Source organism: Malaciobacter pacificus, assembly GCF_004214795.1.
Lineage (GTDB): Bacteria > Campylobacterota > Campylobacteria > Campylobacterales > Arcobacteraceae > Malaciobacter_A > Malaciobacter_A pacificus.
On record NZ_CP035928.1, the window covers coordinates 2,192,950 to 2,205,920 of the forward strand.

At 27.8% G+C, this 12,971-nt stretch carries 13 protein-coding genes and 1 CRISPR repeat array; of the genes, 8 read left to right on the forward strand and 5 right to left on the reverse strand.

The features are described from left to right. Positions 1-16 precede the first annotated feature (16 nt). Positions 17-1,588, reverse strand: a complete 1,572-nt coding sequence (locus APAC_RS11070; RefSeq protein ID WP_130234159.1) for a nitrite/sulfite reductase — start codon at positions 1,586-1,588, stop codon at positions 17-19. 508 nt (positions 1,589-2,096) lie between these two features. Here APAC_RS11070 and APAC_RS11075 point away from each other — a divergent pair. Genes APAC_RS11075 through APAC_RS11095 form a run of 5 tightly spaced genes read left to right on the forward strand, consistent with a single transcriptional unit; the run spans position 2,097 to position 4,815 of the window. Then, positions 2,097-2,327 carry a hypothetical protein gene (locus APAC_RS11075; protein ID WP_130234160.1) on the forward strand — a complete coding sequence of 77 codons (231 nt, stop codon included), beginning with the start codon at positions 2,097-2,099 and terminating at the stop codon, positions 2,325-2,327. A gap of 58 nt (positions 2,328-2,385) precedes the next feature. Next, a complete protein-coding gene (locus APAC_RS11080; protein WP_130234161.1) occupies positions 2,386-3,486 on the forward strand; it encodes a peptidase M42 in 1,101 nt (366 codons plus the stop codon). Positions 3,487-3,489: 3 nt separating this feature from the next. Continuing rightward, the gene (locus APAC_RS11085; protein ID WP_130234162.1) at positions 3,490-3,723 is read left to right on the forward strand and encodes a hypothetical protein; all 234 of its coding nucleotides are present in this window, start codon (positions 3,490-3,492) and stop codon (positions 3,721-3,723) included. Then, complete coding sequence (locus tag APAC_RS11090) at positions 3,704-4,108, forward strand: ester cyclase (protein WP_130234163.1); 405 nt, start codon at positions 3,704-3,706, stop codon at positions 4,106-4,108. The genes APAC_RS11085 and APAC_RS11090 overlap by 20 nt, the downstream gene beginning before the upstream one ends. Beyond that, positions 4,105-4,815, forward strand: a complete 711-nt coding sequence (locus APAC_RS11095; RefSeq protein WP_130234164.1) for a 2OG-Fe(II) oxygenase — start codon at positions 4,105-4,107, stop codon at positions 4,813-4,815. The genes APAC_RS11090 and APAC_RS11095 overlap by 4 nt, the downstream gene beginning before the upstream one ends. 16 nt (positions 4,816-4,831) lie before the next feature. On the opposite strand, the gene APAC_RS11100 is transcribed toward APAC_RS11095, so the two are convergent. After that, a complete protein-coding gene (locus APAC_RS11100) occupies positions 4,832-5,260 on the reverse strand; it encodes a DsrE family protein (RefSeq protein WP_130234165.1) in 429 nt (142 codons plus the stop codon). Positions 5,261-5,431: 171 nt separating this feature from the next. Between APAC_RS11100 and APAC_RS11105 the strand changes: the two genes are divergently transcribed. Genes APAC_RS11105 through APAC_RS11115 form a run of 3 tightly spaced genes read left to right on the forward strand, consistent with a single transcriptional unit; the run spans position 5,432 to position 8,551 of the window. Next, entirely contained in the window at positions 5,432-6,166 is a 735-nt protein-coding gene (locus APAC_RS11105; protein WP_130234166.1) for a phytanoyl-CoA dioxygenase family protein, read from the forward strand. Continuing rightward, positions 6,159-8,264, forward strand: coding sequence for a helix-hairpin-helix domain-containing protein (locus tag APAC_RS11110; RefSeq protein WP_130234167.1), 2,106 nt, complete (start codon positions 6,159-6,161; stop codon positions 8,262-8,264). Before APAC_RS11105 ends, APAC_RS11110 begins: the two co-directional genes overlap by 8 nt. Before the next feature lie 20 nt (positions 8,265-8,284). After that, positions 8,285-8,551 (forward strand): hypothetical protein, encoded by a 267-nt coding sequence (locus APAC_RS11115; RefSeq protein WP_130234168.1) that lies wholly within the window; start codon positions 8,285-8,287, stop codon positions 8,549-8,551. Between the two features lie 108 nt (positions 8,552-8,659). Here APAC_RS11115 and APAC_RS11120 read toward each other — a convergent pair whose 3' ends face one another. The 3 genes from APAC_RS11120 to cas1 form a co-directional block, all read right to left on the reverse strand. Continuing rightward, positions 8,660-9,880 (reverse strand): IS256 family transposase, encoded by a 1,221-nt coding sequence (locus APAC_RS11120; RefSeq protein ID WP_130232158.1) that lies wholly within the window; start codon positions 9,878-9,880, stop codon positions 8,660-8,662. Positions 9,881-9,968: 88 nt separating this feature from the next. Then, positions 9,969-11,651: direct repeats of the CRISPR family, unit length 36 nt; unit sequence GTTTTAATCTACTCTCAAATCCCCATTTGATATAAT. A 48-nt stretch (positions 11,652-11,699) separates the two neighbouring features. Next, on the reverse strand, positions 11,700-12,014 hold the full coding sequence (gene cas2, locus APAC_RS11125) for a CRISPR-associated endonuclease Cas2 (RefSeq protein WP_170170162.1): 315 nt from the start codon (positions 12,012-12,014) through the stop codon (positions 11,700-11,702). Positions 12,015-12,046: 32 nt separating this feature from the next. Beyond that, positions 12,047-12,919 carry a type II CRISPR-associated endonuclease Cas1 gene (gene cas1 / locus APAC_RS11130; protein WP_130234170.1) on the reverse strand — a complete coding sequence of 291 codons (873 nt, stop codon included), beginning with the start codon at positions 12,917-12,919 and terminating at the stop codon, positions 12,047-12,049. Positions 12,920-12,971 lie beyond the last annotated feature (52 nt).

Sequence of the window (12,971 nt, forward strand, 5' to 3'; positions counted from 1 at the left end):
GATAGTTTATAAAACTTTATTTTGAAAGTTCAACTGTGTTAAGATAATCTTTAAAACTATTTTGACCTAAATTATCAATATTATATTCAGTAATTAAATCTGTTACAAAATCAACTAATTTAGTAGCTTGTACTTTTACACCAGTTTTTTTTGCAATTCTACTTAGTTTTTCACCTTGTAAATGACCACCAAGAAGTACATCATACCCCTCTACTCTATTACCCTCTTCATCTCTAACTTTAGTTCCTACAAAACCAATATCGGCAATTTGTGGTTGAGAACATCCATTTCCACACCCTGAAATTGCAATCATTAATGGTTCATTAAATTCTGGATTTTTTTGTTCTAACTCTACAACTACTTTTTTAGCAAACTCTTTAGTTTCAGTTATACCAAATTTACAAAACTCAATCCCTGTACATGATTGTAATCTTGCTCTAAATGGAGTTGGTTTATATGGATATCCAAGTGCATCAAACTCATCAGCTAAAGCTTGAGCTACCTCATCTTTAACACCATATACAATAAAGTTTTGAGTTGAAGTAAGAGCTATTCCACCTGCATTATATTTTTTACAAATATCACTCATTGCTTTAAAGTCAACACCAGCAACTCTTCCTGAGTTTGTAGCAAATCCTATAAATGATTCACCCTCTTGTTTTGCCTTGTGAATACCAAAATGGTCTCTTTCATTAAATGGAGTAATTGCAGGCTCTACAGTTCCCTCTTGTAGTTTATATCCAAGTTTTTCTTCAATAGCATCAACAAACTTTTCTAATCCCCACTCATTAACTAAGTGTCTAACTCTTGCTTTGTTTCTATTATGTCTATTACCATTGTCTCTAAAGATTTCAGCACAAACAACAGCTACATCTAAAACTTGTTCTGGTTTTACATATCTATTTGCTCTATATGCAATTTGTTTTGATTTTGATAATCCACCTGCAAGTGTTAAATCAAATAATACTTCACCATTTTCATCTTTAAATGCTGTAAATGCAACATCTTGAATCTCATGGGCAACAGCGTGTTTTGAACATCCTGAAATACCTATTTTATATTTTCTTGGGAAATTACAGAATCTATCTTCATTTTCATCAAAGTATGTATCTACTTGTTTAGCAATCACACTTGCATCAATAATCTCTTCAGGGTCAATTCCACCAACTGGTGAAGTCATAATTGGTCTTGGTCCATCACCTGATGCCATTCTTGAAGTTAAACCAACACTCTCTAATAATTCAAAAATTGCAGGTATATCTTTCATTTCAATATAGTGAAACTGAACATTTTGTCTATCTGTGAAGTCTACTAATCCTTGAGCATAATCTAAACCAATCTTAGCCATTACTTCTAATTGCTCTAAATTCATTTTTGTATCAGTAAGTTTAATTCTTTTCATGAAGTATTTTTTATCTTCTCTTCCATCATGGTTAATATGTGGATACATTCCATACCATTTTAAAAGACCAATATACTCATCTTTTAAAGGAATCCCTTCATTTGCTTCTTTAAACATATCATCAACAACTCTTAAAGGATTTCTTGAAGCCTTTAATTTCTCTAAATCAGATAACTCTTTTTCCATGCTTTACTCCTAGTTTTTAAACTGTTAAAACTAATTTTCTTGAATTATATCATAATTTTTTAATAAATAGATTATTTTAATCTTGATTAATTTAGTTAGCTTTTAAAAACTCAAACTTATAGGACTTTATTGAAGTATTTTAGAAATAAAATCATACTAAACTAATATAGTTTATATTATACCTTTTTTTTAAATTAAAAAAAAAATCAAAATAAAACTCCATGTATTAAAAAATTTTTATCTTTATTAAAAAAAATTTTTATCTTTTAAGTGCCTAAAAATAAGCTTTTTTGTATAAGCAATATTACTTTAAGTTTATTTTCAGTTTATTTCTAATTTTATGAATTATAATTCCGATATAGAATAAGAAGACCGTACTTGGGATTCTAGAAATTTATAAACATTTGGTGATGGAAAATTTCTAGAATATGTTGACTCTTATATTAAGAGTTCTTCATACTAACTAAAAAATCTTAGTTTTTAGTTAAATGTTTGGAGTAAACTAACGATGTTAAAATTTTTAATGATTACACTTGTAATCTTTTCAGTATCACTATTTGCAAACCAAGATATGGATCAAGTAGAACAAATAAATAAATGTGACAAAATTTATGATGACTGTGCTTTAAAATGTGAAAAAAATGAAGCAACAGACAATGAACAATGTTATGCTAAATGTGAAGCACTTTTTGACAAATGTCAAAATGAATCAGAAGAGTTAGAAGAAAAACAAGACTAATTCTTTCTTTACTTCTTATTCTATGTAGATTTAAAAAGATTTTATTTGGAGAAAAAAATTGGCTAATTCATTTCAAAATGAACCAATTAAAAATTTTGTACCGTTTTTTGATTTGTTAAAACAACTTATTAGAGTTCCTTCTGTTACAGGAGCGGAACACTCATTTTTATTATATTTAAAAAGAGAATTAGAAGAGATTGGTATTAGTACACAATATTATGATGGTCTACTTGTTGCAAGTGGTAATAATCCTAAAAATGGAATGCTAAGTGCACATATAGATAGACATGGCGTTATTTGTACGGGACCGGATGAATTCCAATTTGCAGCATTTCTAGCAAAAAATCAGTCTGATTTAAAAGGGAACTCACTTTCAGAACAAACATATCAACTAATAGCTTCTAGATATATAAACCAACAAGTTCAAGCATATGAACCTTATAGTGGATTATATTTAGGTATTGGAAAAATTGTTGATGTTTATATTGATAAAAGAGTTGATAACCTATTTTTTAAAATAGATGGATTATCTCACCTTTTACCTGGAACTCCTGTTGCTTTTAGTGATAAACTAAAAAAGCAAGATGATTTAATAAGTGCTCAACTTGATAATGTTATTAGTGCAGCTATTATTATCTATTTATATCAAAATGGATATCAAGGTACTGCATTTTTTACAGCACAAGAAGAGGCCGGTAAATCTTGGAGATATGTATATGAATGGTTTAAGAAAAATGAACTAAATACAGATGAACTGTTAGTTTTAGATACAAGTCCATTTGATACAAGAGCAGAAGCTGATGCAATGCAAATAGTTTTAAGAAATCAAGATGCAAATGCTAAATTTAAATCTGTTATTTTAAAACAATTAAAACAGTATTGTAGAAAAAACAAAATTGATTTTATTTGTAAAGACAAATTTATTCAAGAAAAAAATAAAATTAGAAAAGAAAAAGGACAAGAGCCTTTAACTTTAGGAAGTACAGAACTTGGTAGAATTGTCAAAGAATCAAAGGGATTGATTCAAGGAACAACCTTACAAATACCAACAACAGGTTATCATACAGTAGAAGAAACAGCATCAATTAAGTCTGTAAAAACTGTGATAAACATATTAAGTGATTTTTATATTAACAACAAAATAGAGAAAAAGGTTTAAAAAATGAGCTTATCAATTATATATGAATTAAGAGCAAACGATATACCAGAAGAGCATATTGATTTAATAATGGATAAAGTTAAAAATAGACTAACTGAAGAGAATATTGATAAAGAATTAGTTGCTTTAGGATACCAAAAAATATTTACTGTTGATTATGATGATTATGACTATGACTATGATGATTTAGATTATAGTCCACATAGAAAGGGACACTATGAAGAAGATGACGAATAAAGAGATTGTAAAACTTTATTATGATGAACTATGGAATAAACAAAAAAAAGAGTACATAGATATTTTATTTGATGATAATATTACATTTCATGGTTCTTTAAATATCAATACAAAAGGTAAAAAAGAGTTTGAAAACTATATGGAAACTATTTTAACAGGTATTCCAAATCTTTTTCACTCAATTGTAAGTTTAGTTGATGAAAATGACCAAATAGCAGTTAGAGCTTTATACAATGGAAGACATACGGGAAAACTATTTGATTATGAAGCTAGTAATAATAAAATCCAATACAATGGTGCATCATTTTTTAAATTTAGAGATGGAAAAATTGTAGATATTTGGGTACTTGGTGATTTAAATACTTTAACGAAACAGCTTTCATGACGCAAATAAGTAATGAAGTTTTTTGTGAAGATTTTCTATTAGATTTTGATATTCAAACAAAACTATTACCAAACCCATATTATGATTTACCATTTTTAATAATTGAAGATTTTTTCACACAAAAAGAGTGTGAATTAATCAATGAGATAATAAAAGATGATGATGATTTTGAAAAAGCACAAGTCTTAATTCAAGAAGCAGTTGTTACTAGTAAAACTAATGAAAAAATTAGAAAAACAAATATCTATAAACTAGATAATATTTTATTAAATTTATATAATGAAAGATTTAATTCATATCAAAAACAAATAGAAGACTATTTTAAATTAGCTATTAGTTCATCAACTAATGTACAAGTACTAGAATATAAAAAAGACTCATTTTATATGATGCATAGTGATGATTCTAGTATGCTTTTCAAAGATGAAAAGTTAGTTGGATTTGTTCCTGTTACAAATGAGAGAAAAGTATCTACTGTTTTATTTACAACTTCATGTGAAGATGAAATAGATAAAAACTCTTTTCAAGGAGGAGAGCTTTTGTTTAACTTTTTATATGACATAAATGGAAATCAAATAAAAGTTAAACCAAAAGCTGGGAATATGGTAGTATTCTTAAGTAATCCCTACTTCACTCATGAAGTATTAAAAGTAAAACAAGGTAGACGAATTTCCCTTGTTCAATGGCACAATGCCATAGTTAACTAAAGTAAGAACTCTTACTTTAGTAACTTAAATTTTGGAAATCTTTATTTAATAAAGAAGCTGCAACCTCATTTGGTTTTGCAACACTAATTCCATCCATTAATACAGAAGTATCTTTCCCTGCATTTGGTAAATATAAAGGACAAACTTTAACTGATGCACCATTTTTAATTAAACCATTTAATAGCATTTTTGGTGATTTATCTTTTGGCTTTAAAGTAGCACTTTTCATATTTTTATCAGCTAAATCCCCTGCACTTGAACATAAAGTAATATTTACTTCTTTTCCTGCTTTTTTAGCCATTGTAGCTAATACCATTGCCATCATTTGAGTTTGATTATCTGCTGATGTAACAATTACATTTAATCCCTTTGCACTATTTTCATTTGCATATAAATTAGCAGATAAAAAAAGAGCACTTACAAATACTAAAAACTTTTTAATCATAATTTTTCCTTATAAATAATTAATTAGTTTTACTAATAAAACTACAAGGATTATAGAGCTAAAAAACTTAGAAAGTTATTAAAGAAAACTATTTTTATCATTAATTAATTTTATCACTTAAATAGGATTATTTGTATATAATCACAAATAAATTATTCATAAAGAGTATTGATGATATTAACACCTCAACAACTAAAAGAGTTTGAAGAGAATGGCTTTTTAGTTATTAAAAACTTTGCACCACAACAATTATGTGAAGATATACTAAATAAAGCCAAAGAACACTTACAAGCAAAAATAGCACCCATAGAGTCTGAACAAGAGTATTTAAACCTTGATGAGAAAAAAATTACAGTAAGAAGATTACGACAAGTTTATCAAAGAGAAGAGATTTTTAGAAATTGGATGACATATAGAGAAATAAGACCTATTTTAAAACAGGTTTTAAATGACACACCTATATTAACACTTGCACACCATAATTCAATAATGACAAAACTTCCAAAAGAGAGTACTAGAACTTATTGGCATCAAGATAGAAGATATTGGCATTTTGAAAATGACAATTTAGTTTCAGTTTGGCTTGCCCTTGGTGATGAGTTTTTAGATAATGGTTTATTGGAGTTTATTCCAAAAAGTCATAAAATGAATTTCACACCTGATAGATTTGATGAGGACTCAAATTTCTTAGATGAGAATAAACAAAATATAGAATTAATTAAACAAAAAACATCAACTCCACTAGAAAAAGGAGATATTGTTTTATTTCATTGTAAGACTTTACACCATGCAAGTAAAAATAGTACAGATACTCCAAAAATATCATTTGTTTATACAGTAAGAGCAAAGAGTAATAAGCCTATTTCAAATACTAGAAGTGATTTTGAGGAAGTAGAACTTGACTAATAACTTAATAGTTTTACTTGAAGAAAAGACAAACTTATCTACAAAATCAATCACCAACATAATAAATCTTATAAATGAAGGTTGTACAATACCTTTTATTGCAAGATATAGAAAAGATTATACAGGTGGAGCTAGTGATGAAGAGCTTAGAGTTTTTGAAGAAACATATAACTATTTTCAAAAATTCTTAAAAAGAAAAGAGGAGATAGAAAATCTTTTAAAAGAGAAAAACTTTTTAAGTGAAAAGATTCAAAAAAACCTAAATGATGCAAAAACAATTCAAGCATTAGAAGATATTTATACACCATTTAAAGATAAAAAATCTTCACGAACAAGTAGTGCTATAGAAAATGGACTTGAACCACTTGCAAATATAATCCAATCTATGAAATACTCCCTAGAAGATATAAACTACAAGGCAAAACAGTTTGTAAATAAAGAGATAAAAACTATTGATGATGCTATAAATGGTGCAAAAGATATAATAGCCCAAAGATATGCCGATGATTTTAAATCAAAAGAGATTATTAGAAATTTAATCTCAAATTGGGGAATCTTAGAGACAAAAGAGGCGAAAGAGTTTGATAAAAATGGTGTATATTCAAACTTTACAAATATTAGTGAAAAAATTAAATATATAAAATCTCATAGAGTCTTAGCCATTTTGCGAGCAGTAAATGAAAAACAATTATCAATAAAAGTTGATATTGACGAAAAGCATATTTTAGAAAATATAAAAAAATATAAAATTCCATCACATGCTAATAGTTCAAAGGAATTAGTATATGATGCGTATAAAGATGGATTAAAAAGATTATTACTTCCAAGCCTAAAAAGAGAAGCTATAAATACACTAAAAGAGAAAGCAAGTTTAGAAGCCATAGAACTTTTTGGTAAAAACTTAAAAGAGTTACTTCTAACAGCACCTTTAGTTAATCAAGTTATTTTAGGAATTGACCCTGGATATAAAACTGGTTGTAAACTTGCAGTTATAGATGAAAATGGAAACTACTTAGATAGTGATGTTATTTATCCAACTAAACCAAAAGAGGATATAAAAACTTCATCAAAAAAAGTGCTTGAATTAATCAAAAAATATAAAATATCATCTATAGCTATTGGAAATGGAACAGCTTCTAGGGAAACTGCAAATTTTGTTGATGAACTTATCAAAAAAGAGAATTTAGATGTAAATTATGCAATTGTTAGTGAAATAGGTGCTAGTGTGTATTCAGCTTCAAAAATAGCTGCACAAGAGTATCCAAATCTTGATGTAACTATTAGAGGTGCTATATCTATTGCTGGAAGATTAAGAGATCCTATGGCAGCACTTGTTAAAATTGACCCAAAATCCCTTGGAATTGGTCAATACCAACATGATGTAAATCAAAAAGAGTTAGCACAAAAGCTGGAAAATATTACCATTGACCTTGTAAATAAAGTAGGTGTAGATATAAACTCTGCTTCATATAAACTGCTATCTTTTATCTCAGGAATTAGTGAAAATTTAGCAAAAAATATTATAGAACATAGAGCTAAAATCAAAAAATTCACTTCAAAAGAACAACTTTTAGATGTAAAAGGAATTGGAGCAAAAGCTTATGAACAAAGTGTTGGATTCCTAAGAATTAAAGATGGTAAATCTATTTTAGATAATACAGGGATTCACCCAGAAGATTATAAATTAACAAATATTTTACAAAAAAACTATGAATTAGAAAAAATTGTTGATTTTGAAAAAGCTGCAAGTGAGCTAAATACCACACCTTTAAAACTAAAAGATATAGTCTCTGAGCTTTTAAAACCAGGATATGATGTAAGAAATGAATTCAATCAAGTGAAGTTTTCAAGTGATATTTTAAATATCGAAGATTTAAAAGAGGGTTACACTCTAAGTGGAATAGTAAGAAATATCACTGATTTTGGAGCATTTGTAGATATTGGACTTAAAAATGATGCTTTATTGCATATTTCTCAAATATCTCAAAAAAGAATAAATCACCCAAGTGAAGTTCTAAGTATCAATCAAAATTTAGAGAATATAAAAGTATTAAGTGTAGATTTAGAAAAACAAAGAGTCGGATTGACTCTTAAATAATTTAGAAAAAAAGGAAATAAATGGAAAATATAAAAGAAAAATTAAAAACAATGATTGATGAAACTATAATTCCAGAAACTATGGATTATATCGAAGAATTAAAAGTTAAAAAAAATAATAACACAGCAACACAAGATGACCTAAATGGTATTGAAGAGATGCAGTTTTTTTTAGAGGAATTAGAGCATATTGTAAAAGGTCTTGAAGAGGATAAAATTTCAGAAGAAGATGCTAAAACAATTTATGAAAAAATACAAACTATGATTGAAGAGCATAGTGAGCATTGAATTAAAGAATCCATCAGAAAATAGTTTATTTTCTGATTCAGATTGGAGACCATTAAATATTCCGTGTCAACATAATTCTGATAGGATAAAATCCTATCACACCCAAACTTAAATTTTAAGTTCACTATCCAATCTACCCTCGAAAAATATAGCTAATTGTGAGAGGGTTAGATTCCAATTCCACATAGGCATATTCCATTTTTTAGTAGCATTTTTTATACCCATATATAACAATTTTAGTAAGCTATTTTCATTAGGAAAAGCTCCTTTTGTTTTAGTAAGTTTTCTAAACTGACGATGTACAGATTCAATGATATTTGTGGTATATATCACTTTTCTTATCTCTGGTGGATATTTAAAATACACCGATAGGTTTTCCCATTTATTTTGCCAAGATTGAAGTACGATAGGATATTTATTACCCCATTTTTCATCAAGCAATATTAGTGCATCTTCTGCAGCTTCTTTGGATACTGCTTGATATACAGGCTTTAAATCAGCCATAAACTCTTTATGGTTTTTAGAAGCTACATATCGTATTGAATTTCTAATCTGATGAATAATACATAGTTGTACCTCAGTTTTTGGAAATATGGTTTTTATAGCTTCAGGAAAGCCTTTTAATCCATCAACAGATGCAATAAGTATATCTTGGATACCTCTATTGTTTAAATCAGTAAGAACTGAAAGCCAGAAGTTTGCTCCTTCTGATTCTGATAGATATAGTCCAAGTATATCTTTTTTACCATCCATACCGACACCTAAAATAGTATAAACAGCTTTAGATACATATTTACCACCATCTTTAACTTTATAATGTATAGCATCAAGCCATACAAAGGGATATATAGTATCAAGTGGACGAGACTGCCACTCTTTTACCTTTGTAATTATTTTATCTGTAATTGTACTTATTGTTGCAGTTGAAATAGATACTTGATATATCTCTTCAATATGAGAGGCTATATCTGTATAACTCATCCCTAAGCCATACATTGAGAGTATTTTATCTTCTATTTCATTGGAGATTGTAGTTTGATGTTTCTTTACAAGTTGTGGTTCAAATGTGCCATTTCTATCTCTTGGTGTTTCAAGTTCAAATGATCCATCAGATAAACCCTTGATAGTTTTTTTATTTACACCGTTCTTTCGGTTCTTTGTACCATTTAAAACATCATTAGCAATATGCGATTCTACTTCTGCTTCAAGTGCAGCTTCTGTAAGTTGTTTAATAAGTGGAGCTAAAAGTCCATCTTTACCTGTAAGATTTTTTCCACTTTTAAATTGTTCTAAAACTTCATTGAAGTCAAACTCTATTTTCTGTTCCATTGTTAATCCTTGATATTATTTTATCAGATTGACACGGAATTTCTAACACTCCCTCAGATTGTAAATTATACGATTATAAATGATGCTGGTTTTAATCTACTCTCAAATCCCCATTTGATATAATCAATAACATTAACACACCCAAGTTTTAACAGTTTTAATCTACTCTCAAATCCCCATTTGATATAATTGAACTCTTCTAAGAAATACGCTTTTAACTGTTTTAATCTACTCTCAAATCCCCATTTGATATAATTGCAAAGACTTAAGCCAGTAAGAGCATCGCGTTTTAATCTACTCTCAAATCCCCATTTGATATAATATCTTTATCTAGTATATTTGTAAAACCTGCGTTTTAATCTACTCTCAAATCCCCATTTGATATAATTGATTTCGCTAACAGCAGGACAACATACCCGTTTTAATCTACTCTCAAATCCCCATTTGATATAATTAGTTCTAAGTCATTTAGTGCATTATCTCTGTTTTAATCTACTCTCAAATCCCCATTTGATATAATGCAATTTATATAATCAACTTGAAGCTAATTGTTTTAATCTACTCTCAAATCCCCATTTGATATAATAATTTGAACAATGGTTCGAATGCTGGTCTTGTTTTAATCTACTCTCAAATCCCCATTTGATATAATTCTTTCAAGTTCATTTGTTTTTTGAGTATGTTTTAATCTACTCTCAAATCCCCATTTGATATAATCTCCTTTGTTTTGGTTTGGATATTCAAGCCGTTTTAATCTACTCTCAAATCCCCATTTGATATAATTAAGATATATTTTTTAATTGCTTTAGTCATGTTTTAATCTACTCTCAAATCCCCATTTGATATAATCCTTATTGGATTAACTTTAGAGCAGGCAAGTTTTAATCTACTCTCAAATCCCCATTTGATATAATTTAGATGTAATAATTGCAATAAAACAATATGTTTTAATCTACTCTCAAATCCCCATTTGATATAATCCTATTGTCCCTTTTCCTAAGAAAGTGTTAGTTTTAATCTACTCTCAAATCCCCATTTGATATAATTGTTGATACGTTTGAGACTAAATTTAATCAGTTTTAATCTACTCTCAAATCCCCATTTGATATAATTATAGAGGTGTTTCTTATGAAACTGTTGTTGTTTTAATCTACTCTCAAATCCCCATTTGATATAATACATCATAGCGGTTTTAGCTGTCTCAAGGTGTTTTAATCTACTCTCAAATCCCCATTTGATATAATTTGCATCATTGTAACTATTCAACGCCTGGTGTTTTAATCTACTCTCAAATCCCCATTTGATATAATCAACACTGAAATATTATAGAAAACTATTGAGTTTTAATCTACTCTCAAATCCCCATTTGATATAATGATATGAAGCAGGAATAGTAAAAAAGTTAAGTTTTAATCTACTCTCAAATCCCCATTTGATATAATAATTTGAGCCACTAAGAGATAAATTCTATGGTTTTAATCTACTCTCAAATCCCCATTTGATATAATAAACTCAGATGAGATAGCAACATATATAAGTTTTAATCTACTCTCAAATCCCCATTTGATATAATAATGCTGTAAATGCTTTGGTTAGTGGATTAGTTTTAATCTACTCTCAAATCCCCATTTGATATAATCTAAATTTCCAAGAACAACAAAAGATCAAGGTTTTAATCTACTCTCAAATCCCCATTTGATATAATAAATCATCCATTGTGATGTGTCCTTTGTGTGTTTTAATCTACTCTCAAATCCCCATTTGATATAATAGAGTAGCTTTAAGCTTCGATTTTGTAGCCTTCCTAAGGCTTAAAACACTAAAAAACAAGTACAGTTTGTACTTGTTTTACTACTTTTTCCTCAGGTTTTTCTCTATAGTTTTCTATTACTAACATATTTTTATATTGAGCTTCTGTAATTTTTATTACTCGAATTGAACCATTTAAAGGTGATGCTAACTCAATTTTTTTCTCATATTTTTGTGCAATTGCTAAACTTTTACAAAATCTTATATAAATAGAATATTGAAACATTATAAAACCCATTTCTAAGAGTTTATTTCGAAACTTTGTATATTTTTTTATATCTTTTTTTGTATTTGTTGGCATATCAAACATTGCGAATAAAACCATTTTTCTATACCTGCTTTCTTTTGATATATTTTTCATAATTCAAATAAAATTAGTTCTTCAGTTTTTGATAAACAAATTGATTGATAATTTGCAACTATCAATTTCATACAATTTGAAACAGTCATATTTCTATCATCATAAATAACAGTTTCATCTAGTAATTTTAATAAAGCTATTTTAATAGAAGAGTTTAAGTCCATATCTTCTTTTATAAATCTTGCAACATAGTTATCTACTATTGGTCTAAATGGTTCTATTAAATCATCAGCTAGATTAAAAGAGTTTAATTCACTACTATGATGAATCCCAAACGCTGGATTTAAACCATAGGCTATTAAATACCTACAAATAGAACTTCTAAATATCGCATAACCAAAATTTAGTACTGCATTGTTTATATTTTCAGGATTGTTTCGTGAAAAATCTTTTCCAAATAACTCTTTGAAATAATAAGCTGCAACTATTGCTTCAATATTTTCTTTATCATTTGATTTTATTCTAGAAATCAATAAATCAATATATTCATAGTTTTTATTTAATTTCTTTAATATCTTTGATTGATTTTTAACTTTTGAGGTAACTATATCTTTCCATATTTGATTTAGTTTTGGTTTTGAAACTATTATTTGAGACTTTTGTATTTTAGTCGTTCGGCTGTTTTTATTTATTCCTAATAAAATTGAACTTGGCATAAATTTTTTATCACAAAAAATTACATTTATATTTGATTTTGTAAGTTGAGATAAGAGTGCTGAAGTTATAGTAGTTTGCTGATTTTCAATAACTATTGTATCTATATCATCAAAACAAACTGTTGTTTCAAAATTATCAATTTTTACAGATATTAGATTATTTTTGTAGCTTAGATATGATTTGTTTTTTATATATAGTTTTTGAAGAGACATTTATAAACTCCTCAAAAAGAAGAGCTTATAAAAAAACTTTTGCGGGACTAAA

Coding starts and splice junctions, on each gene's coding strand:
- APAC_RS11070 (WP_130234159.1), bottom strand. CDS start 1,588: ATGGAAAAAGAGTTATCTGATTTAGAGAAATTAAAGGCTTCAAGAAAT.
- APAC_RS11075 (WP_130234160.1), top strand. CDS start 2,097: ATGTTAAAATTTTTAATGATTACACTTGTAATCTTTTCAGTATCACTA.
- APAC_RS11085 (WP_130234162.1), top strand. CDS start 3,490: ATGAGCTTATCAATTATATATGAATTAAGAGCAAACGATATACCAGAA.
- APAC_RS11090 (WP_130234163.1), top strand. CDS start 3,704: ATGAAGAAGATGACGAATAAAGAGATTGTAAAACTTTATTATGATGAA.
- APAC_RS11095 (WP_130234164.1), top strand. CDS start 4,105: ATGACGCAAATAAGTAATGAAGTTTTTTGTGAAGATTTTCTATTAGAT.
- APAC_RS11100 (WP_130234165.1), bottom strand. CDS start 5,260: ATGATTAAAAAGTTTTTAGTATTTGTAAGTGCTCTTTTTTTATCTGCT.
- APAC_RS11105 (WP_130234166.1), top strand. CDS start 5,432: ATGATATTAACACCTCAACAACTAAAAGAGTTTGAAGAGAATGGCTTT.
- APAC_RS11115 (WP_130234168.1), top strand. CDS start 8,285: ATGGAAAATATAAAAGAAAAATTAAAAACAATGATTGATGAAACTATA.
- APAC_RS11120 (WP_130232158.1), bottom strand. CDS start 9,880: ATGGAACAGAAAATAGAGTTTGACTTCAATGAAGTTTTAGAACAATTT.
- cas2 (WP_170170162.1), bottom strand. CDS start 12,014: ATGGTTTTATTCGCAATGTTTGATATGCCAACAAATACAAAAAAAGAT.
- cas1 (WP_130234170.1), bottom strand. CDS start 12,919: ATGTCTCTTCAAAAACTATATATAAAAAACAAATCATATCTAAGCTAC.